This window comes from Moorena sp. SIOASIH (assembly GCF_010671925.1).
Taxonomy (GTDB): Bacteria; Cyanobacteriota; Cyanobacteriia; order Cyanobacteriales; family Coleofasciculaceae; genus Moorena.
Window position 1 is genome coordinate 1 of sequence record NZ_JAAHIH010000007.1, and the last position, 23,453, is coordinate 23,453.

Annotated in this window: 22 protein-coding genes and 1 pseudogene; 5 read left to right on the forward strand and 18 right to left on the reverse strand. The window is 43.3% G+C overall.

The features are described from left to right. Window positions 1-280 precede the first annotated feature (280 nt). From F6J90_RS36145 to F6J90_RS36155, 3 genes are all read left to right on the forward strand, one after another. The gene (locus F6J90_RS36145) at window positions 281-451 is read left to right on the forward strand and encodes a hypothetical protein (protein WP_293105396.1); all 171 of its coding nucleotides are present in this window, start codon (window positions 281-283) and stop codon (window positions 449-451) included. Window positions 452-708: 257 nt separating this feature from the next. After that, window positions 709-1,704, forward strand: a complete 996-nt coding sequence (locus tag F6J90_RS36150; RefSeq protein WP_293105398.1) for a LysR family transcriptional regulator — start codon at window positions 709-711, stop codon at window positions 1,702-1,704. Between the two features lie 30 nt (window positions 1,705-1,734). Continuing rightward, entirely contained in the window at window positions 1,735-2,832 is a 1,098-nt protein-coding gene (locus tag F6J90_RS36155) for an anthranilate phosphoribosyltransferase family protein (RefSeq protein ID WP_293105401.1), read from the forward strand. Between the two features lie 280 nt (window positions 2,833-3,112). Here F6J90_RS36155 and F6J90_RS36160 read toward each other — a convergent pair whose 3' ends face one another. Together F6J90_RS36160 and F6J90_RS36165 are read right to left on the reverse strand one after the other, a co-directional pair. Further along, the gene (locus tag F6J90_RS36160; RefSeq protein WP_071104734.1) at window positions 3,113-3,655 is read right to left on the reverse strand and encodes a hypothetical protein; all 543 of its coding nucleotides are present in this window, start codon (window positions 3,653-3,655) and stop codon (window positions 3,113-3,115) included. Between the two features lie 177 nt (window positions 3,656-3,832). Continuing rightward, a complete protein-coding gene (locus F6J90_RS36165; protein WP_293105405.1) occupies window positions 3,833-4,081 on the reverse strand; it encodes a hypothetical protein in 249 nt (82 codons plus the stop codon). A 691-nt stretch (window positions 4,082-4,772) separates the two neighbouring features. Between F6J90_RS36165 and F6J90_RS36170 the strand changes: the two genes are divergently transcribed. Next, window positions 4,773-5,468, forward strand: a complete 696-nt coding sequence (locus F6J90_RS36170) for a hypothetical protein (protein ID WP_293105408.1) — start codon at window positions 4,773-4,775, stop codon at window positions 5,466-5,468. A 451-nt stretch (window positions 5,469-5,919) separates the two neighbouring features. Here F6J90_RS36170 and F6J90_RS36175 read toward each other — a convergent pair whose 3' ends face one another. The 3 genes and pseudogenes from F6J90_RS36175 to F6J90_RS36185 form a co-directional block, all read right to left on the reverse strand. Beyond that, window positions 5,920-6,741: a hypothetical protein gene (locus tag F6J90_RS36175; RefSeq protein ID WP_293105411.1), complete on the reverse strand. Its 822-nt coding sequence runs from the start codon at window positions 6,739-6,741 to the stop codon at window positions 5,920-5,922. Window positions 6,742-7,982: 1,241 nt separating this feature from the next. Continuing rightward, window positions 7,983-9,392 carry a sodium/proline symporter gene (locus tag F6J90_RS36180; RefSeq protein WP_293105414.1) on the reverse strand — a complete coding sequence of 470 codons (1,410 nt, stop codon included), beginning with the start codon at window positions 9,390-9,392 and terminating at the stop codon, window positions 7,983-7,985. Between the two features lie 151 nt (window positions 9,393-9,543). Next, a pseudogene (locus F6J90_RS36185) lies at window positions 9,544-10,032 on the reverse strand (DMT family transporter). Between F6J90_RS36185 and F6J90_RS36190 the strand changes: the two are divergent. Next, window positions 9,923-10,150 (forward strand): hypothetical protein, encoded by a 228-nt coding sequence (locus tag F6J90_RS36190; protein WP_293106459.1) that lies wholly within the window; start codon window positions 9,923-9,925, stop codon window positions 10,148-10,150. The pseudogene F6J90_RS36185 and the gene F6J90_RS36190 sit on opposite strands and share 110 nt — an antisense overlap. Here F6J90_RS36190 and F6J90_RS36195 read toward each other — a convergent pair. From F6J90_RS36195 to ftsH4, 13 genes are all read right to left on the reverse strand, one after another. After that, window positions 10,103-10,609, reverse strand: coding sequence for a DMT family transporter (locus F6J90_RS36195; protein ID WP_366513978.1), 507 nt, complete (start codon window positions 10,607-10,609; stop codon window positions 10,103-10,105). The genes F6J90_RS36190 and F6J90_RS36195 overlap by 48 nt on opposite strands. 320 nt (window positions 10,610-10,929) lie before the next feature. Next, a complete protein-coding gene (locus F6J90_RS36200) occupies window positions 10,930-11,970 on the reverse strand; it encodes a methyltransferase (RefSeq protein WP_293105420.1) in 1,041 nt (346 codons plus the stop codon). Between the two features lie 536 nt (window positions 11,971-12,506). Further along, window positions 12,507-12,824 (reverse strand): nitroreductase family protein, encoded by a 318-nt coding sequence (locus tag F6J90_RS43910; RefSeq protein WP_366513998.1) that lies wholly within the window; start codon window positions 12,822-12,824, stop codon window positions 12,507-12,509. Window positions 12,825-13,103: 279 nt separating this feature from the next. After that, window positions 13,104-14,087, reverse strand: a complete 984-nt coding sequence (locus F6J90_RS36205; RefSeq protein WP_293105423.1) for a DMT family transporter — start codon at window positions 14,085-14,087, stop codon at window positions 13,104-13,106. 431 nt (window positions 14,088-14,518) lie between these two features. After that, the gene (locus F6J90_RS36210; RefSeq protein WP_366513980.1) at window positions 14,519-14,665 is read right to left on the reverse strand and encodes an NAD(P)-binding domain-containing protein; all 147 of its coding nucleotides are present in this window, start codon (window positions 14,663-14,665) and stop codon (window positions 14,519-14,521) included. Between the two features lie 47 nt (window positions 14,666-14,712). Continuing rightward, window positions 14,713-16,038 (reverse strand): ATP-grasp enzyme, encoded by a 1,326-nt coding sequence (locus F6J90_RS36215; RefSeq protein ID WP_293105426.1) that lies wholly within the window; start codon window positions 16,036-16,038, stop codon window positions 14,713-14,715. Between the two features lie 230 nt (window positions 16,039-16,268). Continuing rightward, window positions 16,269-17,102, reverse strand: a complete 834-nt coding sequence (locus F6J90_RS36220; RefSeq protein WP_293105428.1) for a class I SAM-dependent methyltransferase — start codon at window positions 17,100-17,102, stop codon at window positions 16,269-16,271. A gap of 11 nt (window positions 17,103-17,113) precedes the next feature. Then, entirely contained in the window at window positions 17,114-18,445 is a 1,332-nt protein-coding gene (locus tag F6J90_RS36225) for a sedoheptulose 7-phosphate cyclase (RefSeq protein WP_293105431.1), read from the reverse strand. 1,244 nt (window positions 18,446-19,689) lie between these two features. Then, window positions 19,690-19,902 carry a type II toxin-antitoxin system HicB family antitoxin gene (locus tag F6J90_RS36230; protein ID WP_293105434.1) on the reverse strand — a complete coding sequence of 71 codons (213 nt, stop codon included), beginning with the start codon at window positions 19,900-19,902 and terminating at the stop codon, window positions 19,690-19,692. A 95-nt stretch (window positions 19,903-19,997) separates the two neighbouring features. Continuing rightward, window positions 19,998-20,153, reverse strand: a complete 156-nt coding sequence (locus F6J90_RS36235; protein WP_293105437.1) for a type II toxin-antitoxin system HicA family toxin — start codon at window positions 20,151-20,153, stop codon at window positions 19,998-20,000. Window positions 20,154-20,457: 304 nt separating this feature from the next. Further along, on the reverse strand, window positions 20,458-20,808 hold the full coding sequence (locus F6J90_RS36240) for a hypothetical protein (RefSeq protein ID WP_293105440.1): 351 nt from the start codon (window positions 20,806-20,808) through the stop codon (window positions 20,458-20,460). 27 nt (window positions 20,809-20,835) lie between these two features. Next, window positions 20,836-21,183: a papain fold toxin domain-containing protein gene (locus tag F6J90_RS36245; protein WP_293105442.1), complete on the reverse strand. Its 348-nt coding sequence runs from the start codon at window positions 21,181-21,183 to the stop codon at window positions 20,836-20,838. A gap of 366 nt (window positions 21,184-21,549) precedes the next feature. Next, complete coding sequence (ftsH4, locus tag F6J90_RS36250) at window positions 21,550-23,433, reverse strand: ATP-dependent zinc metalloprotease FtsH4 (protein ID WP_293105445.1); 1,884 nt, start codon at window positions 23,431-23,433, stop codon at window positions 21,550-21,552. Window positions 23,434-23,453 lie beyond the last annotated feature (20 nt).

Genomic DNA, 23,453 nt, shown 5'->3' on the forward strand with positions numbered 1-23,453 from the left:
CAGTAGTCATGTTCTTATGATTGCGGGTATGAATATGAAGTTATCGAGGTTCGTCCGGCTTGTGTGCGCCTTCATGTATTTATATTAAGTAATATATTTAGTTTTGTAAAGGGGTTTGAGAGTAATTGCCCGGATATATATTAAATAATGTAAATAAGTAAAACTTATATTAAATAAGTCTTGACTTTATATTGTGATTGTGGTAAAAGAGTGGTTGACAAAATTTTGGTGTAGGTCAGTAGACTAGGAAACGCGATGTTCCTTTGGAACCGCTTCGCGATTGACCTTGGCCAAAAGGCCACGCTACGCGAATGGTCACGCTTCTTCTCAGACTGATCAGGTACACAGGATTTTTTGCCACTCCACCTATGCCCATTTCCCTATCTCCCGATTCCCGACTCCCTACTCCCGACTCCCTAAAACCCAGAACGAAAGTACCTCACCCAATTGAGAACTGCTATATATTGATCTATTTATTTATACTTTCTTAACATCCTGGATTGTTGACGGATCCAAAGCGCCCTGTTCTCCTTTCACCGTAACTGTCCCATTTGAAATTAGTTTACTTAGGTTTATTAGATTACATTAGTTGAGTTATGGATCTAGTTAAATCCGAAAGCATCAATGTATCAAATTCTACCGAAGTTCCTCAAAAAATCTACTATGTTCAATGAATTATGATGAAACCTCATACACCTTAGACAAATCATGCGGATTGAGCAGTTGCAGGCATTTCTGGCAGTCACCCAGACAGGTAATTTTGGACAAGCGGCACAAAAATGCGGCGTAACACAATCGACTATAAGTAGACAAATTCAGTCTCTGGAAAGCTATCTGGGTATGCCACTGTTTCATCGCACTGCTCACGCAAAGTTGACTCTTGCAGGGGAACAGCTGTTACCCCGTGCTCGTAAAATCTGTCAAGAGTGGCAAAGTGCTACCCAAGAACTAGCAGATTTGATCGCAGGGAAACAGCCAGAATTGTGTGTAGCAGCAATCCAATCAGTCTGCGCTCACTACTTGCCACCGATCTTAAGGCAATTTTGTCAGGCCTATCCTCAAGTCCAGTTACGAGTGACGGCCCTCGGAAGCGATCGCTCTTTGAAGGTACTGCGAGATGGTCTAGTGGATGTGGCAATTGTGATGAACAATCGCTTTTTGACCACTAGTTCAGAGATGGTAGTTGAGGTACTCTACGAAGAGCCCATCGAAGTCCTGATGGCATCAGACCATCCCTTAGTCAACTATCAACCAGTCCCCTGGTCAGAACTGATTAAATACCCACAAGCAGTCTTTAAAAGTGGCTACGGGATGCAACGTTTAGTACAACAGCAGTTTTCCCGCCTAGGGGCTAATTTGCGGGCAGTTATGGAGTTAAATACCCTAGAAGCATTCCAAGGAGTAGTGCGCCAAGGAGAATTGATTGCCCTATTGCCCAAATCAGCCCTGATCAATGTACAGCAAGACTCTACTCTGGCTGTAAGATCCCTAGAAAAACTACCAGAATCCGTGGCTAGCTCCAACAAACTAGTAGGTAACGTCTCTGCCTTGGATTCCAAGTGGACTCGTCAGGTGGTTTTGGTCACGACTCGCGATCGCTTAGATATTCCACCAATTCAGCATTTTTGTAAACTGGTGCGTCAGCTGGACATGCCAACAGTTCAGGCTTGGAACCTCCAGCTGCCAGCCCTTGCTCAAGCTTGATCACTGTTTCCAGCTTTGGACTAATCACCGATGAGTAATGCCTTCAGGGAATTATTAAAGAAAGTGGGCAGTGGTGTGCACACTGGGAAAGCGTTAACTCGTGAGGAAGCCACCACTGCAACCCGCCTCATGTTGACACAAGAGGCTACACCAGCGCAAATTGGAGCATTTATGATTGCCCACCGCATCAAACGACCGACCAGTGAAGAACTGGCAGGGATGTTGGATGCTTATGACCAACTTGGACCAAGGTTACACCCCTGGGACATCAACCATGGGCAAGATACCTCTCGGTCAGTTTCTTCTTCTCCATCCCTGGGGGTTACAGCGTTAGGAACACCCTATGATGGACGAAGCCGTACTGCACCAGTCACACCCCTGACCGCCTTAGTCTTAGCTACTGCTGGGGTACCTGTGGTAATGCATGGGGGAGATTGTATGCCCACTAAGTATGGAGTCCCCTTAATTGAGATTTGGCAGGGATTGGGAATGGATTTCTCCCAACTTTCTGTGCCCCAGGTGCAACAAGTATTGGAGACAACTGGCTTCGGATTTATCTATTTACCCCAGCATTTTCCCCAAGCTCATCAGTTAGTTTCCTACCGCGACCAAATCGGTAAACGTCCACCGATAGCAACCATGGAACTCCTGTGGTCTGCCTATAGAGGAGAGAGTCATCATGTTGCCGGGTATGTTCATCCACCTACAGAAATCCTGTTTAGACAGACATGTCAGCTGCGTCTGGTCAAGAATTTTACCTTTGTCAAAGGCTTAGAGGGTAGCTGTGACCTACCACGCGATCGCACTGCCATCATAGCCATTAGTCAACCATCAGCCAGTCAAGGGTTTGAACGTCTGCTACTCCATCCCAGTGAATACGGTTTGGCTGGCAAGGAGGTACCACTTGAGTCAACCACTAAACTGCTGGCACAGATCCAGGAAATCCTAAAGGGTAAATCCAACCCATTGATGCCAGCCGCTATCTGGAATGGAGGGTTTTATCTGTGGCGTTGTGGTATTTGCCCAGATTTGACAGCAGGTCTGGCCAGGGCTGAAGATTTATTCACCAGTGGTAATGTGGCTCAAAAATTTAACGAAATTGTTGATTACTTACAGAAGCTTAAATAAATAGAAGGTAAGTATTCAGCTATCAGCTATCAGCGGTCAGCGATTAGCGCTACGGGCACGCTACTTGATGTGCTTATGGGCATAGGGCACGCTACTTGATGTGCTTATGAGCATAGGGCAAGCTACACTGAACAGCTTTTGAATAAAATCGGTAAGCATTGGAATAATGCTGCAGTGTTGTCACAGGGCTTGTGGCCTGTGCCATAAAGCTGACGGCTGACGGCTGACTGCTGTTCGCGCAGCGTGCGCGTAGCGCATATGCTTACAATACTCAACCAAATTACTGAACCAAGGTTCTTGCCGGAGGTGGCGCAAAGGTCGGAGACAATTGGGAGGGATATTGATCAACAGAAATACAAGTGTTTAGAGCCTTGTCAGGGCTAGCGACATTGGCACTATTCAAGCCAATAACACATTCAGAAAATTGCTCTGGCAGGAGGCTACGACGACAGTGATCCAGCACTGAGTTAGCATTTATGTTTTCAATCTGATTGTCAATATCAACCACACAGCTAGCCAATTCCAAAGGTCGTCGGACTCGTGTACAAGCACCTAAGGCTTTTTGGCCTGCTAATGAGGTCAGTACCTTAATTTTCAGTACACACAAGGATAAATCCTCAGGTTGTAGTGCCTCTGAACAAGCTTGTGATGCAATTTCTGAAGTGATATTGGCCGCTTTAAGATCTTTGGCACAGAAACTAAATCCATTCCCAGCAGTGGCAGCACCATTAGGAATCCCTAGGGTGACTAGGCCAGCGATTGCCAACTGAGTAGTACAAAATTTCAATAAAGATGTATGTCTAAACCTACTTTGCTGCTTCATAACTAGTCTTAGTCGATAAAATTTTATAAGCTATCAATTTTGACACTCCCCGGTCATTAGACGCGGGGATTCCTAGATCAACGAGCCGCCTTAAACCGCCGCATTCCCATCTTTAACGCCGTCAAAAATAGGACAGTACTTAACGGTGCGACCCGTGGCGAATTTAATTCGCCAAGGTCAAGCGCACCGGTACCAAAAACCCGTCAAGACCAAGTTTTTAGTCAATTTACGACAGACCCAGAGGGCGATTCTCAGATGGGGCGTTTGGCTACTTAGTTGGAAGTGCATGTGCATAGTCCGTTTCCCTTCCTTTTCGCCTTCGGTGTGCCGGAGACGAAACCTTATCAGAGCGATGCAGCGCGGTCTTGGGGAGGCAGCGCGGTCTTGGGGGTTCCCCCCATGAGCGACTGCCGTGGTTTCCCCCACTCGCTATTGCATCAAGACAGGGTCGCCTTAATAAAAAAGTTTTAACCCTTTTATGCATAGCCTGTAACCCTTAAAGGCGACCCTCTGATTACGGTAACTTCTAACCCCACCTTACCGTTTCTTTCTCTCAAGTTGTGATTTTTCTGGGTTCACACACCAATTGGTAGTTGATGTAGTGGTGTTTAAGGAGGATTTTCCCTGCCCTCCGGGCATTATTGTTTTAAGGTCAAGCAGTGGCGGGCTTCTGACCCGGTTGCGCCAAGGCCAAAGGCCACGCTACGCAAACGGTTTCTCAACCTGTACCCTATACTTACAGTATACTCTGGCGCTAGAGAATTGTCAACTTTTTGCTAAAAGTTTTCTAGGCGACTTTAGTCGCTAGTCACTTTCATCTGAGCTCTTTAGAGGCGGAGTTTTCAGTTAATGGTTTTGTAATAAACAATCAAGGTATTGATTATGTTAGACGTTGATTAGGGTTCCGTGGTAAATCCATCACTAACTACCAATCAACTTAGCTCGTTTTTAACAACTTGCTATGATAGTCGATATTTTGAACCCCTAATCTGACAATTACTCATTCTTTGTAAGCTATCCCTAAGGAATATCTAATCTTTTTATACCTATGCCTATGCAATTCTACCAGTTTTTAAGTCAAACAGTTCGCTCACTTTACTCTAATAGCCAGGGGACTGTGCTCCTAATGCTAATGGCATTGTGTGTCAGCTGCTCCCCAAAAGAACCCCCTGACCTTGAGTTAGAACTCAGTGTGAAACCGGCAAGTCGTCCTGGTGCGTACACTGTATCCGGTAGTAGTAATCTACCTAACCAAAGTCAAATTGCTGTGGCTGCTATTCGCTATTTGCGTCCGACACAACAGCCTTTATTTGGTTCTAACCCCCTAGGCACCTATTCCATTTTGGATCGCCAAGTTGTTGAGGTAAACGACCAGGGTCAATGGCAAGCTAGGCTTAACCTATGGGACGTGGCACCAGATGGTCGCCTTCAGGAAGCTTGGCAAATCAATCAATCACAAGGACGATTCTCGGTTAGCCCCAATAATAGTGTCTCTTTCGTAGCCACCTATGAGCCCTATGGTCACCTAGGAAGGACTGAAGAGCAACAGCCACAGATTCCAGAGATGGAAGGTGACCTCGTCCGATTTAATAATGATGGTCAACCTTACGTCAAGGCAAGTTCCACCTTACCGATAGCGCTACCTAGTGGCAGGAAATCAGTACCTAGCATTAGGGCAGCAGAACGCAATGGTGGCTGGGGAAACCGCTCAGAACTTAGACCCCAAACATCGGTTAGTGGTAGTATTAGCCCACAAACCAATTTAAAAAATCAAAGCAATACTCCACTCTCGCCGTCAGAGTTTTTCCGATAAGACAAAACCTTTATCTTGGTTCATAGTTCATGGTCATGGTTCATGGTTCGTCACTATCAAGCCTGAACCATGAATAATATTAATAATAATACTAATAATAATACTCAGCCACACTGTGCACGCTCTTACCAAAATACCCTAACAGTTTTATTTAATGAGCGCTATGATCACATTTTGTTGGCGCTTTTTGTGGAAACGATCACGGTCATCTGAATCGCGACAATCCAGTAATTAGCGAATGGCAAATTCCTCCATCGATAAATGGAGTTGATAATTCTGAATTCGAAAGGCAGAAATGGTCAACCAGTCAACCAAATTCAGGAATTTTTACTCCTTACCAACAGTAAACTATCTATACCAAACTATCTGGAGTAAATTCCAGTAGATGCTTTTTAGCTTATGGTTGGATCAGGATGCACCCTGAGCGTGTATCAACTTGTCTCAAACGTTCCTAACCGTTTACAGACCAGGACTTAACAAGTTGTTTGGATGGGTGATTCGCTACAGGTACCTCAATACCTCCACTTCTCTGTGTGCCATCAAGGGCGGATTGTAAAGAAGCCATCTGAGCCATAATTGTTTGAAGTTGAGTGTTGAGTTGATCCAGCTGCTCCGGTTTTGGTGAACTCACCTGGATAGGTTGGGTGACTACAGGTTTTGTGCGCACAAAACCTAGAAACGTTTGTGCTGAAGCAAACTTCTGGGTTACATCCTCTACAGACCTTGTAGGGGTTGTTATGGAGGGCTCTTCAACAAAATTCGACCTAGTCACTATAGTTTGAAATACTGGCTGGAATTCAAGGCTTTTATCCTGAGTTTCCGTAACGTTTTCTATAACTTTGTGGGTAACATTTTCCGTAGCCTTTTCCGTAACGTTTTCTATAACTTTGTCGGTAATATTTTCCGTAAGGTTTTCTGTAAGGTTTTCTGTAACTGTTATCTGGGTTTCTCCCTCATCTAGAAAATCACTGAGTCCAGAAGCTGCCAAACTCGACAGAGAAAGCTTAAGGTCTTCTAATTCTTTTTCTTTTGCCTCGATATCCTCAGCTAGAGTGGAAACTTTGTCCTGAGTTTGAGAAAATTTCTGGGAGGAGTGTTGCCACCCTGAAATTGCCAAACTGGCTACACCGACTCCCAAACTCAAGGCTCCAACCAAGCCTAGGTAAGGGGGAGCAAGATCCTTAATTTCACCATCCATCCACTGTTCTCCCTGAATGCGAATGGAAACTGGTTGTGAGCCAAAAATTGCTACTGGTAAGGACAGTACTGACAATACCGCTGCTGCAAGAAGAACGGGTTTGAAAAGGAATTTATTCAGAGGAGAGCCTGACATGTTTTATAGTTAACTGTTAAAACTACTCGTGTTACTATTTACCTCAAGGGCTTTGAGAGAAATTCCGCATGGTACGGTTTTTTAACTCTGGCTAGCATCTTGAGGTGCGACCCGTGGGGAATTTAATTCGCCAAGGTCAAGGGCACCTCATAGCGTTTAAGTAGTGACTAGGAGAAACTACATGCTTTGATTACCTGCTGCACTTTTTGCTTCTTCTAAAGTTAACCATGTCTATCAGCGATTTTCCGTAAATTACTTATGAATCGTCCCACTAGATTGTAAATTTTCTGTGAAGTCTTTATAAACGTTAGCTTATATCGGCCATTTTTCCAGCCAAAATGGCGGCAAGCAACAGCCAAAACCCGATTTATCCCAACTGCTCCGGATGAAACAGTTCTAGTTAGCCAAAAAGCCCGCTGAAGCCAGCTTTTATAGGTAGATCCTAGTGGGACTTTCTAATCCCTCCGATCGGGTCCGTGTAGGTAAAAATCACTAATACCCAAATCCGTGTGTCACAAATGAACACCCTGATCAGGAATCGGTTAAGGCCATTGAGAGTAATTTAGATAACAATTTAGATATATATAACTATCCTGATGGTGGTATGATGCCATCACTAATTCTACATGCGATCGCTAACTCGGGAGTGGCACTCTTGTTACGGAAAACAACGTTACTTACTCATAATAGCAGATTGGCTGAGGTACCTCGTCCTGGGTTAATGGGAATAGGGACTAGGGACTAGGGACTAGGGACTAGGGAATACCTAGGCAGCACTGTCTTGGGGAGCTAGTTGCTAATCTGACTCCCCATCTCCCCACACCTGCCACACCTGCCACACCTGCCACACCTGCCACACTTCCCATATTATCCCCATTTCCCCACACCTGCCGCGCCCCCGCCTCACACTATTGCCTGAGCCAAAATTACCGATTCCCTACACGCAGCCTTATCAATTAACGTTTCATCAATCGCTGTCATCAACAACTCATTTACAGATATGCCCGATGCTTTCGCCATAGAAGCAATCACACTTTTAGGAGAAAAAGAACAATACAACCCTGCTTCTAGAAACCAAGGTTGCCCTTGTGGGTCGATACGGAATTGACACTCCCCACGATTAGAAATCGGGGGAGTGTCAATAAAGCTACCCCGCAAGAATTGTCAGAACTAGAATGAAATCATTTAGGATGATTCAAAAACTGAGCAATTCCATAGACTGCCATTCCTGCAGCCATACCTGGAAGCACTTCATAAATGGCACTGGACAAATCAAGTCCTAAATTCCAAATCAAAGCTGTAGCAATCCCAATTCCCATCATTGCGATCGCTGTGGTAAGATTGACTGGTCGCTGCCAAACTCTCAAGATTAATAAAGGACCCAAACCTGAAGCCAGAGCCGACCAAGAAAAAGTCACTAAAGCAAAGACATTGTTATTTCCAAGTAGGGCGATCGCCAAAACTACTGCTGTTACAGTTAGGGTTCCTACCTTTGCGAATTGGTAAGATTTAGCTGCAGCCGGAAAAATATCTTGGGTTAGGGCAGCTGAACAAGAGAGTATTTGAGAATCTGCTGTGGACATAGTGGCAGAAAACAGCCCAGCGAGCATCAATCCCACCAAAACCACTGGTAACAATTTCAACGATAGGTAAGGAAGTGCCAATTCTGGATCCCCCGAAGCCAACAAATCTGGCATCAGCACTCGCCCTGCTAAGCCAATCCCCATCGCCGAGATAGAGGTTACTAACCCCAAAGCAGCTTTGATATTTCTGGCAAAAGCAATGTTGTCGGCTGAGTCAATTGCCATAGCACGCACCATAATGTGGGGTTGTCCCACCACACCAAAACCAGCTACTACCCAACCGATAAAGAAAGGTGCAAATCCCCATGGTTGCTGAGAAGAATTCCAGTTGATTAAGGCTGGGTCAATGGCTGCCAAAGATTGCCACAGTTGCCCAACTCCACCACAACCGGCAACCGCCACCACTAACAACAGTAACAAGGAACCGATCATGATTGTTGCTTGTAGGGCATCGGTCCAAATTGAGGCGCGAATTCCTCCAGAAAAGCAGTAGATAACGACAATTACTGCTCCTATAATGATGCCTAAATTATAGTTCCATCCGAACACAGCATTGAGTGCTTTGCTTCCTGCTACCAGTTGGGCTGCGGCGTAGGAACCTAGAAATACTATAGTAATTATAGCAGAGATAATGGCAATCAAACGGGAGCCTTTAATATTTTGACTGAGAAAGGAAGAGACAGTATCTGAAGCGGTTTCCTCAGAGAGCTGTCTCAACCGTTTGAAAATAAAATACCAAGCAAGATAGTCCCCAATTGCCCAACCAATGGTCAGCCAGAGGGAGGAAATGCCTATTTTGTAGGCAAAACCGACTTGAGCGATGAACAAGAAGCCACTTTGACCAGTTGCCATTGCCGAAAGTGCTGTCAGCCAAGGGTTGACATTGCGACTAGCCAGTAAATAATCGGTGGTAGTATTTTGTTTGCGGGTTGCGGAGTAGATGCCCACTGCTGTAAATAACAGCAGGAAGATGATAAAGGTGAGTGCAATCCCAACTTGTTTAGCCATTAGGTTTGTTTAGGGGTTAATCAGCCATTGCTAGGAATGGTTAATCCTATTGACTAAATCTCTGCTCATTTGATTATATGGCACCACAAGTGTTTAATGTTAATACTTCGATGTTTATAATATCAAATTCTGATAGATGCAGTAGTTAAACTTAACTATTAGCAGATTCAATTCCAGATTTAATAGCAGATGTGCTAGAAATAGCCAAATACATTCCCACTAAGATTACCACAAAGCTGACTAAAGTAAAAAAACTAAGAGGTTCTGAGAAAATTGTCCAACCTTCGAGGGCACTAAAAACAGGAAGAATCAACCCCACTAGGCTAGCAAACCCTGAAGATAACTTTTTGAGACAATAAGTCCAAAGTCCTATACCCAACATTTGACCAACGACGGCAAGGGCGATGACTTAAAACCAACCAGTTACGGAACTCGGAAAAAGTTGCTCTTTAGCAAAAAGAGTAACAGGTAATAGCAACATAAAACTGGTTGTTGAAGACCAAGTCATAATCGTCACAGAGTTAAACTTAGTGCGAAGTTGCTCACCTATTAATGGGTGTACCCCAAAAAACACTGCTGAGAGTAAAGCTTCTAAATCTCGTAGTAGTTGTGAGCCTATTCTAAATGATAACGTAAGCATTCAGCCGTCAGCCGTCAGCCGTCAGCCGTCAGCCGTCAGCCGTCAGCCGTCAGCCGTCAGCCGTCAGCATTCAGCTGACGTAACAAAGATTAAACGAATGCTTACTTGTTTTATTTAAAAGCTCAAAGCTCAAGGCTGAGAGCTGAGAGCTGAGAGCTGAGAGCTGAGAGCTGAGAGCTGAATGCTTACATGATAACAGGTCATTTACTTCTAGTAACGTTACTCCTGCGATCGCAACAAACATACCCAAGAGAAATCGACGGTCAAAGAGCTGACCAAAAGCTAGCCAGCCTCCTAAGATGGTAAATATGGGAATCAAATTATGGATAATGGTAGCGTTAGCAACGCTCGTCTGGGTTAGAGACCAAGTCCAACATATTGTACCCATCGCTAAAAGCAAACCATCTGCAATCAGTAGCCTTGTTTCTGCTCCCAGATGAGTTTTATGTAGTTCAGGTTGATCGTCCTGCTTATGGTGACCTACATTTAACAAGCTATTCAGTAGTCCAAAGGCAACAGCCGCAATCCAAAAACGATTAAATGCTGTAGCATTTGGTCCTATTTCCAATTCACTCAAACGAATAAAAATTGGTGATCAAGACAGACAGATTAGCCTACCTAGTAATGCAGCTAAGGAATCTATTGGTAATGAAGATAGATACTGTATCCGTGACAATTTACCTTGAGCATTCATGTTATTATATATTTTTTTTACATAGGTTATAGCATCAACTATAACACCTGTAGCTATTGAATGGGTAGTAAAAATTTAAATGAATACTTTAAAGTAATAGTTAATTTTGATTTATGCTGCTGTTGACGATATGAGGCTAAAAAACTAGTAAATTCTAGAAATAGCCTCCTATCGTAAATTAGCTATGCTTATTCGTTATTTGACTAGTTAAGACTAAACTCCATAACTGTCAAACTTGTCCCAGTATAAACGACTTGTTCGAGTTTAAAACCACTCGCTGCAAATAAGTCCTTATATTCTTGTTCCGTGCGCCAGTAACCCCCTGGATTGGTAATCATCATTTGGACCGCAGCCAAAGCTGGTATAGTTCCATCGGGATATTCTACAGGGGCACCCACAGGAGGAACTAGAGTTTGGAGTAGTATAACCTTACCATGTTTCGGGAGAGCTTCGCGACAGTTAGTGAGTACTTTGATAGAATTTTCTTTACTAAACACCGATAGAAAATACTTCATCACAATCGCATCAGCACCTTTTGGTAAAGATTCCAAAGCACTGCCACCAACAACTTGTACTGAATCAGATACTCCGTATTTGACCAGATTATCAGGAGCAGTTTTTACCTCATTGGGCAAGTCAAATAAAATTCCTTTGCAGCCAAATTTTTTAACAATATTGGCAATTAATGTTCCTTGATTGCCTCCTACATCCATCACGGTTTCAAAACGACCAAATTCATAAAATTCAAACAACGGATCAACCGCTTCATTAGTCAAAAAACTCATGGCATTGTTAAAGAGTTTTTTGCTGTTAGGGTTGGCGGTCATATACTCACTGTAAAAATCCTGACCTTTGGCCAGTTCAAAGGGGACTTCTCCCGTTTTTAAACTGTTTTCCAATTCTCGCCAAGCATCCCACATATTCGGCTCAGTAATATGCATTAAAAAGTCAGCGATGGAAGGGGAATCATTATTGCTGATCAAAAGTTCTGATAATTCAGTTGATGCAAAAACCCGTCCGGGTTTCTCCACGAACACCCCTAAATGGGCTAAAGCCCGCATAACCACATAAAGCTTTTCAACGTTTGTTGACGTTTTTTCGGCAATTTCATCAACGGTTTTTGGCCCATCTTGCAACAGGTTAGGGATTCCTAAACTGGTGGCCACATAAGCACACTGACTTTGCCAGTAACCGTAGATAATTCGGTATATTTTCTTTTTAGCTTCTGATGCAGTTCCTAACATAATTACTATCCAAAACTTTACTAGTGTAAACGACTAATCAAACTTTCTACTAATACCTTTACGTTCGATCCATTCAGGCATGAATAATGACTGCCAGGAACCATAACTACCTCAATATCAGCTGCATCTAAAATAGCACACAATTCAACCCAAACTAACTGTGGATCAGGTGCATGAAGATGCCTTTCTCGTGGCCTGAAAACTGTTACTTTCCCCGGATAATGCTGACGCTTATAGGCATAATTAGCCTTCAAAGTCCCGACAATGATATCTACAAAACGTTGATTTTGTTCGCGGCTTGCTTCGGTAATAAATAACCCTAATTCTTCCGCTTTATCAATAATAAAATTATTTTTTTTATCTGAACTTACTCCTATTACTTCATCATCGTCAAAAAAATTTTATGTCCCAAAAATACCCCCAAAGTAACGATTTAATGCCCCGGTTAAGTACAGATTATCAATCTGCTTATTTGGGTCTATTAAAATAGGAACCCAAGTATCCAAAAGTGTATGGGCCATTATGCTTGGCCTGCTCTAGCATTTCTGGTGCTTTTTTCCAGCTGTTGATTCTGCAGTAAAGACAAATGTTATCGGCGCAAAGCGCGATAATTTCTTGACGGGCGTAAAGCCTAGGATTAAATTCACTAACGTCATCTGGATCAGGACAGGCTTTCGCCAATGCTGCTTTTTTTCCGGATTTTGGACTAAAACAATTCGCCATGGTTGTAGATTTGAAGCACTAGGAGCAGCCACTGTCAGATTAATCAGCTGCTCTATTAGTGCTGGCTCGATCGGGTCAGGCTTAAAACTCTGATCGAGCGTCGTTGTTGGATGGCAGAAGGGACATCTAATCGTGTAATTGTGTTCATTTTTTACCTCCTCTTTACGTTGTTTTTACCTTTTATTCGAATTACGTTGTTTTTACCTTTTATTCGAAAATCACACTAAAGTTGTACAGTATATATCTTATATGAAATTGGGACTGGATCGCTCAAGGAAGATAAATAAAAATCCGGTTTTTACAGATTATCACAGATTAATGTTATAATTAACTCTTATCTAATTGATTTCCTAAATTGAAGTTTGCTAAGTTTATACTAAAATTAGCAAACTTCAATGCTTCAAGGTAAATTAACTAGAAGACTCAACTCCAGACTTGATCGCAGATCTACTAGAGAGCGCCAAATACATTCCGAATAAAATTACCAGGAAACTTACCAAAGTCCACAGTTCAATATGTTCTGAGAAAATCGCCCAACCTTCCACAGCGCTAAGAGCTGGAATAAGCAACGCAACTAGGCTACCAAACCCAGCAGATAACTTTTTAAGGCAATAAGCCCAAAGTCCTACACCTAGTATCTGACCAAAGAAGGCTAGGGCGATGACTGAAAACCACCCAGTTAGAGAACTCGGAAAAATTTGCCCTTCGGCGATCAGAGCAACGGGCAATAGCAACAAAGCGCTGGTTATGGAAGACCAAGTCAGAATCGTGACTGAGTTTAAGTTAATGCGGAGTTGCTCAATAATTAGTGGATGTATGCCAAAAAATACTGCTGAGAGTAAAGCAGCCAAATTTCCTAGTAGTTGTTGGCTGATGCTAAATGATAAAAGGTCATTAACTTCTAGCAAAAGCGATCCGGTGAGGGCAACAAACATACCAAGCACAAATCGACGGTCAAAAGTCTGACCTAAAGCTAACCACCCTCCTAAGACAGTAAATATGGGAACCAGATTATGCATAATGCTAGAGTCGGCAATACTAGTCTTCGTCAAAGACCAAGCCCAACATATCATACCCGTTGATAGAAGTACCCCATCTGCTATCAGTAGAGAGGTTGTACGCAAGGTTCCTACTTGATCAGGTTTCTGTTGAGTTGATTGGGTATGATTTTGTCGGCTGCGCGCAGTTAATAATGCACTTACTAGCCCAAAGGCAACAGCCGCAATCCAGAAACGATTAAATACTGTAGAATTTGGACCGATTTCCCGTTCACTTATACGTATAAAAATCGGTGTTAACGATATACAGATAATGCTGCTTACTAATGCAGCTAAGGAATCTATCGGTAATGAAGATAGGGATTTTAGTCCTAGCAATTTCGGTTGAGGCTTCATCTTTATTTATATAGCTAATCAAAACCTAAAGTGAGCACCTCAACAGAAGTGATTACTACTCTAATTATCTATACCCCTTGCCGTAAAAAAGTTTGGTTTTTTGAAAATGTATAATTACTTTAGTGTACCGGCTTAATAGCCTAAACAATAAAACCTGTAGCCATTACTGATAGTGCTGTCAGTCGTTAGGGATTAATGTTCCTGCTAGCAAGTAATCAGTCGTGGTATTTTGCTTGGTGGTTACAAACTAAATTAGGAAAACGATAAATAACAGTAGAAAGGAGATGAAAGTAACTGTAATCTAGACTTGATTATCTATAAAAGAGCGAGCTAGCATTTACAGATGCTGACAAACCTTACCAGCGGGGTGAGCTTAGATATCTGTAATTATTATTAATATCAATTTAGGCGGCGGAATAGCCAGTGTAATCCTAATTGATGTCGTAGACATAGACCGAGTAACCATGGGCTAGAAAATTAGCAGCTTGTCGCCCTCCAATATTGCCGCAACCGATGATACCGATGGTGGGATGATTGAGGGTAGATTCCCTGTCCGAAGTGTTGTTAATTGGTAACATATATTGCTTAACTTTTTTGATAGGGCGAATAGTAAGCCGAACGCTATTTAATCCCCACCAAATTCTACCAATTTACCAATATTAAAATCAATTCTTACCCAGCCTTTTAGTTTCCGTAAATTTTCTAATAATAGTAAGGTTATTTGCCAATGGGGTACGGTTAAGAAGGGCAAGGGATCGTTGACTTGAAAAATGGCATCTGTACCCTTGACAATCTTTTGGATCCATGCTTGAAACTCTGACCATGACCTGATCTCAGTCAGCCGCCAAATTTCATGATAGAGCCAGTAAGTTGGTTTACTGTCAGGGCGGGGCACAATCGGTGCTTGATTTTCATCCTCACTATCTTTAAGATAAGCATCTGCTAATCCTGGATGATTGTAAAACATGGTGATAGCAGAATGGGTGCGAGGATTACACTCAATGGGATAGACGGTGCCGTCTTCGGTTTGAATGAAGTCAAAGGAAATTTGTCCTGTCAAATTTAATTCCTTGACAAATTTCTCCACCCATGCATATATCTCAGGTTTCTCAAGATGCTGATAATTTACTTGGAAAGGAGACGATGGGGAACAGCAGTGAAGTCTAATTTTTCCCTTGCGGACTGTACTGTGGGTGCAATACTCCTGACCGGTAATAAACTCTTGCATTGTCCAAGGGTTTTCCTTAGTAATAGGAAGATTTTTGACATAATCTTCCATTCCTTCAAAGGGAAACTTGGTCATGTCCAAGCGAGAGACTGAATCATACCGAATGCTTTTGAGAATATACCGACTCCCATCTGATTTGAAGTCAAAATCGAGAATTTGTTGTGGATCGGTAATTAGGAAAGACTTTGGTGCTGATAATCCTAAAGAACGAGCTTGCTCGCACAATGTAAATTTGTCGTCTAACATCTGGGTGATGTCAGGAGAAAAGTGGATGACTTCGCAGTAGGGGGAGAGTAACGTTCCAGCCACGGAATCATAATAGCTTGCTACTGGGCTAGATACGGGAATGAAGGCATCAATGTTTTCTTTTTGAACAATTTTTAGTAAGGCTTGGGAATAACCATTGGGATATTTTTCTGGTGCTGGCACGGTATAGAACCCTTTAACCGCATTAGAAAATCGGTGACCAGATAGCCAATATTTATGAGTTTCAACTAAAAAGACATTGTGCCCAGACTTATGAAAACAACGAGCCAGTTGCAGGGCTTTGGTCATTTTGCCCCCGGTAATCAAGATGTTTTTGGAACCTTCGACAGCTATCCGTCTGCGAAATGGGGAAGTTATCCAACTGATTACCAGGGAAATAAAGACGAGAGTGGCATTTAGAGGTAAGGCAATTAACAGTAACGTTAAGGTGCCGATATTTTTTAGTAAAGCAATCATAGCGGTTTTCAATTAGGTGAGGTACATGTTTTTAGGGAGCAGGGAACAGGGAACAGGGAACAGGGAACAGGGAACAGGGAGCAGTGAAGTCAGAAGACTTGATAGGTAAGAGGTAATATGGTAAAAATCCTATGTACCTCATTAGACTAAAAACCGCTATATTCACTAGAGGAAGAACAAGGCAATGGAGCTGTTCATTGCCTTTTGTCTATTGTCTGATCGTAATTTATCTAGGTGCGTCGGATGATAGTTAAACCATCTCGCAACGGTAGTAACACTTGTTCCACTCGGGGGTCATTCGCTACAAACCGGTTAAATTTAGCGATCGCACTTCCATTAGCAGTCTGCTGCTCTGGGGGTAAATAAGGTTGTCCCTGAAGGAGGGTATTATCCACACAGATAAAGCCACCAGGAGTCAATACATCCCTGTCTAGCAAGACCTTGAAATAATCGACATATTCCTTCTTATCAGCATCAATAAACACCAAATCAAAGGATTCCTGGGCATCTGCCAACTTTTCTAGGGTTTCCAAGGCTGGAGCGACTTCCACCTTAATTTTTATACCGTGGGGAGACGCTTCAAAACAAGCACGGGCAAAGTCGGCTACATATTGATCGACTTCACAGGCAACCAAGTCCCCATCTTCAGGCAAGGCTTCTGCCATGGCTAGAGCGGAATATCCAGTAAACATTCCGACTTCTAGGATGCGCTTGGCCTTAGTCATGTAGACCAATAACTTTAGGGTTTGTCCCTCAATATGCCCAGAGAGCATTTCCTGCTCTAACTGGCGCACGGTTTCTTGATCTGAGAAAAGCTTGCTCCAATCTTCTGCTGCCGTTTTCTGGGCTAAAGCTGCTAAAGCAGGAGACTCTGGAGTCGCACATTCTTCAAGGTAGGGGTCGATTCCAGCTGCTAGGGCTAGTGCTTGTTGGAGAGACGCCATCACAGAAGCAGGCACTTTCTCCTGTTCTGCCATTTCCACGATCCCTTCCAGCTGTTGGACTAAAATTCCTAAGGGAGTTACCGGTCTTGGAGTTGGGGGAGTTTTTAGTAGGTTACTCATTTTTAGTCCTTTTACTCAAGGCCGAGGTCGCTGAGGTACATTTCTGTGCCTTTTCCAGCATCAGGAAAAGAAGAACATAACTGCTTATGCTTGTCAATGGCTAGTTGTAGCAATCCTGACGATACCTCTTGAGCATAATCACAAGAACCAATACCTGTCGGTAGTGGAGCCCACAAACCCCCTTCTCCCCGCTTGCGCCGCATATTTTTCTGACCTTCAAGCATCAGATCAATATCTTCTAGGATGGGGTGGTAAACAGACAGACCTAGAGAGCGACACAAAGCGATAATGCGATCGCGTTCTTCTGGTTTAAGCCAGCCCATCTCTGCTGCTAAAGTCGCGCCGAACGCCATGCCAATAGTGACAGAATGACCGTGCATTAATTTAGCAGCAGGTTCAAAGCGAGGACTCCAGGTGTGACCATAAGCGTGGGGACGGTCTTGGTAAGTTTCGAACATATTGGTTCCTTCATGCTTCATGTAGGAAAACAATGCCCGATAGATGACTGTATCAGCGATCGCTGCCAGTTTCTCATCTCCATCCAAAGTGGCAAAGTGAGTCTCCACCAAGCGAGGACCGTATTGTTCCATTAACTCAAACAGAACCAGATCATCGGTGACTGCCATTTTAATAATTTCTGCCATACCGTTGCGGACGTGACCTGTCGCTAAAGTACGGAAGAAACTGCGGTCTACCAAAGTCACTACCGGAGGATGATAGGAGCCAATGCTGTTCTTGAATTGGGCACCGTTGGTACAAGTGCGGGGGGATGGACCAGCATCAATAGCAGCGACAACCGTGGTTCCGACCATAATATAAGGAGTGCGTCGGTGCTGCAGGGCGCAGGCAAGTCCGGCTACGTCACTGAGAACACCGCCACCTACCACTAGTACGGGTTCGTTCCGGGAAACGTCGCAGCCATCTTTACCTAAAAATTTCAGCAAGCGGTGGACAGTTTCGGGAGTTTTGTCAGATTCCCAAGCGCGGCAGGGCTGCAAGTTAAGAGGAATTTCATACTCCTCGAAGTAGCGGCGAATTGACGCTCCGTAAAGCTCATCTACGGTCTGATCCACAATTGCCACACAACGACCGCGACGACTGTAAACTTCCGCCAAGGTGGGATTGGCAGGGTTGAAAACCCCGTCCACTAACTTAACTGTTGCCTTAAGGGAATAGGTAGCAGAGATTTCAAAAGAGCGACCGTCTCCACTAGCAGCGATTTCTCCATGACCGGTGTACCACTCTGAGGTGCGGTACTTTTCTGGGTGGTGGAATTGAATAATTTGCTCTGACTCTGAAGGAGAAAGCTTTGGTGATGTTGGATTCGGTTTAGCTTGAACCATAATTGTGCTGCTGGGATATTCCTTGTTTGGGTGTTCCGAATGGTATGGAAGAATTTACATGGCAAGGCAGATTTCTAGGTAGAATTCCGTCCCCCTAGCCCGCCAATTTTGCGGTGCGACCCGTGGCGAATTTAATTACGGGTCAAGCGCACCGGGGGGTGAACAAAACTCTCAACTTCCCCCAAAGTTAGGGAGGCAACGGGGGATTTACCAAAACCAGATGATCTAAATTCATTCTTGAATTCAGCAACGCCGAATTTACATTTCCTTTCTTAGGAGTGACTAACTTAACCTGAGCGTCGTCACTTGAGTAGTGTAACAAAAATTTACAAATTTTCCTAGGGGTAGCAACAAATTTTTTTAGAAAACTGTATTGCTAACAACAGACTCGATCGACGGTATAGGTGTATACAAACCGAACCACTGCACTGCCACTGTTGGCAACACAGGCATGTTGGCATTCCTCTAGGTCTCAAACCAGGTCAGATGACGAGCCTCTTCTACCGTGAAGGGGGTCATTCCTTGTGGTTGACATTAGGCGGCCATCCTATTAAAATAGGTATTTGTTACTACTAATCTGCTGTTTGGGCTAAGCCACTCACACCAGCCATAGCCGTAATCATCACCCTCCTCAATTCCCGATTGCGACCGTTACAGCTGTTGTGCGAATAGGGCCGTTTCAACCTTGGAAAAAATAGGTAGGGAGATGGTCGGGTGGTCAGATGGGGATAATTTTTGACAAGCTATGCAGCTTGGTCTTACGGGTTTTCTTGATGAGCGACTGCATCAAGAAATAGTCATAGTCGGGGTTTTTGGCAAATTTGTTGAACACTAATTTTTGTTAGTTAACATTTCGTTACCTACGTCAGTAGATTAAAGCAGACTAATTAGTATGGTGTCAAAGGCGCTAATTCGCTTATTTTTAATCAAATTTAGTTTTATTTAGCGATTTAACCAGCCCTATATCTCCATATCTCCAAAAATCGTTAACTTATTCCCTTTTAAAACTGCATTGCCTGTGGTAACAGGGGCTGGGGTAGATCGCGCTTTCCAGATTTTGTTCAGGGTAAAGGGATTTTAGTTACAAATACCTACTGAATATGAGAGTAATAAAATAAGTATTATTGCTTATTATTTCTGATTAAGGTTTCGAGAATTTAGATGGGTTTGCCCTGGGGGGAGTTTCAGATAGCATCCCCTCCAGCTGAAGAAAATGGGCTCTAATCTGATCTAAGAGGAATCTATTAGGCATAAATTAATCGTCCTTTGGGAGTAGGAATATCACGCCCCAACTCTTGAGCTGTTTCGATCCATTCTTGAATTACCACCTCGGCATTAGTCACTGCTTCTACATAAGTTTGACCATCTGCCATACATCCAGGTAATTCTGGCACTTCTACAATAAAAGCTTGATCTGAGTCACTCCAATAAATGATTAATTCGTACTTAACTGACATCGCTATCTCCTAAACCGTATTTCACAATTAGATTTCTAACTTGCCTGACTTGATAACCTTTGGCTTTGGTACCAATAGGGCTGAATATTAATGATTTACTCTACATTATCCTTGGTAAAAATGTAGTGGTCGCCTCTGATTCGTTCGTCAAAGCCCAATTTTTTGAGTAGCTGACACAGTTCGGAAAACTTGATGTTGTTGTCGGATGTCCCGGTAATAATTTTTTGCAGCAGTTTTTCATATTTGCCCATTTCCTACACCAAAATCTTCTCTAGTTCGTCCAAGTCAGAACTTATTTCTGCTTCAAGGGCTCTAAACTTTCCCATAATCATCCTTAGAGCTGATTTGTAAACTCGCTGTAATCCTTGTAGGATAAGGCTTGCGCTCAACTAGAACACTTGAACTATTTAATATTCAAAATACAATCATAGCAAGGTTTTCAGGCTTCTTAATATTTACTTTACAAATTAGCTCTTAATAGTTTTTCATTCATTATTTATGACTATCGAAATATAATTATTAAAATAAGCACTCATCTTTGACCTTCAGCAATAATCATGATTGACGCACAAATTTAGAACTTGATTCTGTAGCTAACAAGCCATGGTTTTGTTTAAATTCAGCCAACAACCGAAAAAAATATTCAAAACCTACTTTTTCATTATGACAAGAAAGCATGATTAACTTAGCCCATGACGTAACCGACTTAACCCCCAGTTTTTCCTGTAGCCAAGGTTGAAACTCCTCATAAAATTTTGCTTCTGCTTCAGTCAACTCAATATCCATCTCACTGCGAGCATATTCATAGCCAACTAAAAACATAAATAAATCGGTTACCGAAGGACGACCAATATACATACCAGGGCATTTTTCGATTTTTTCTAGAATATCAAATAATCCATTCATAACAACACTACTATTCACCTATTTAAGTTATAACGATGTTAATTCGTCCACAATAAACTTGCCACTAGGACAACGAAAGTCATTCAACCAAGCTTCTCTCGATAAACCCTCCCTAGATAAATTATCAAACACTTTTCCGAAAACCTCTACACCATAATGAATTCCATTTTCTGTAATTGACTCACCTGTTCCATAGCGATCGCTGATGATAAAGACTTCATTTCGTCTTTTTGTTCTTAACCTGATAATTTTGCCTTCTACTCCATTCTGTCTTAACCACTCCATCACCGACGTAGCACAACGATCGCACTCTAGCAGAGGATAACCCGCTACAATTTGACTAACACCTTGCCAAATTTCCTCTTTTGTTTTCATTCCTCAGATAGTAATTACATTTTGGTTTCAATGATAAAATAATTCAACTGTGTTGCAAATCATCCCAACATCTCCTCTAGGGCATCAAGATCTGCCCGAATTTCATCCTCAAGCGTCCGCGATTTTTCTAAAATAACCTTTGGTGGTTCATACTCCACCTCTTCATACTCAATTTCCTTGTAGCGATTGTAAGCATATGCGCTACGCGCAGGCTACGCCAACAGCTATCAGCTAATGCATCCCAGGACGGCATTAGGCTGACGGCTGAATGCTTACGCAGTTTTCAGATTACTTTAGTAATCAAAGGGTTGGGCACGGGGGAACTCCGCACCCAACCCTTGTAATCCTTGCAATTGAAAATTGCGATTAAACTACAGCAGCCTCCTTCTCGGCAGGCTTAACTTTACTCAAAAGCTCTTGCAATTTGTCACCCTCAATTACTTCTGTGTCCAATATTTGTTTAGCAATGGTTTCGAGCAACTCCCGATTCTCGTTCAGAATCGCTAATGCTTGTTGATGACCTGTTTCGACAATCTCTTTGACTTCATCATCAATCGCTTTAGCGGTTTCATCGCTGACATTGCGGCGGGGATTCATCATCCCATCTCCGAGAAAGTTTGACTGCTGACCTTTCTGGTAAGCTAAGGGTCCGAGAACTTTACTCATGCCATAGGTGGTTACCATTTGCTCCGCTAAATCCGTAGCTCGTTGGAGGTCATTGGAAGCCCCGGTGGTAATGCTATTAAACACAATCTCTTCCGCTGCCCGTCCACCAAGCAAGGTGGCAATCTGACCGTGGAGTTCTTTCTCATCCATTAAGAAGCGGTCTTCTGTAGGCATTTGCAAGGTATAGCCTAGTGCTGCCATCCCCCGTGGCACAATCGAGATTTTAGCGACTTTACTACCACCAGGCATCAAGGCACCAACTAGAGCATGACCGACTTCATGGTAAGCAACGATGGTTTTCTCTTTGTCATTGAGTACCCGGCTTTTCTTCTCTAGACCAGCTACTACTCGCTCAATGGCTTCAGCAAAGTCGGCTTGGGTTACTTTTTCCTTGCGGTTACGGGCGGCTAACAGCGCTGCTTCATTGACAAGATTAGCGAGGTCAGCACCAGCAAAACCAGGAGTACGAGTTGCGATCGCTTTTAGATCCACATCTTCCCCAAGCTTCACTTTCTTAGCATAGATTTCTAGAATTTTCAAGCGACCGGATAAATCGGGACGGTCTACTAACACTTGGCGATCGAATCGTCCTGGACGTAACAGAGCTGGATCTAGGGTTTCAGGGCGGTTAGTAGCTGCTAGCACAATTACCGTAGCATCACCAGCAGCAAATCCATCCATTTCCGTTAGCAACTGGTTGAGGGTTTGTTCCCGCTCATCGTTGCCACCAACAAAACCACCACCACTAGCACGGGATTTACCAATAGCATCCAACTCATCAATGAAAATAATACAGGGAGCTTTCTTTTTGGCCTGTTCAAATAAATCCCGGACTCTGGCAGCACCAGCACCGACAAACAGTTCTACAAACTCCGATCCAGAAATACTAAAGAATGGTACACCAGCTTCCCCAGCTACTGCTTTAGCCATTAGGGTTTTACCCGTTCCAGGAGGTCCAACTAATAGCACTCCCTTAGGAATTCGTGCTCCTATATTAGTAAACCGCTGGGGGGTTTTGAGAAAATCCACAATTTCCTGTAATTCAGTCTTGGCTTCTTCTACCCCAGCCACATCATTAAAGGTAACTTTGGTGGCATCATCTTGCACATAAACCTTAGCTTTGCTCTTGCTAATGGAAAGAGCACCTTGGGGTCCGCCACCACCACCAAAACGTCCTGCAAAAAACTGCAAAATGCCAACAAAAATCAGTGGAGGTATCACCCAGCTGAGCACGATGGCAAACCAGCTTCGTTTAGGGGGAGGAGCAGCAGCAAATTCTACTCCTTTATCTTCTAGCCGTTGGGGTAACTCTAAGTCATAGATTGGGGTGGTGATCAGAATTTGTCCTGGCTGTTCAGCGTCACTTTTGAGCTGATACTGGATTTGGTCTTGCCCAACATAAACCCGCGCTACCTTTCCATCTTGGACTTGGTCAATGAACAAGCTGTAGGGTACCCGAGGGATTTTCGGTCCAAAGAACCCAGGCAAGAATAGGTTAGCTACAAGAAATAAACCCCCTAAAAACAAGAGAATATTGCCAATTAGGCGAGATCGAGGGGGTTGAGGTTTGTCTTTAATACTCATAGATGCAAGGTAGTTAAATG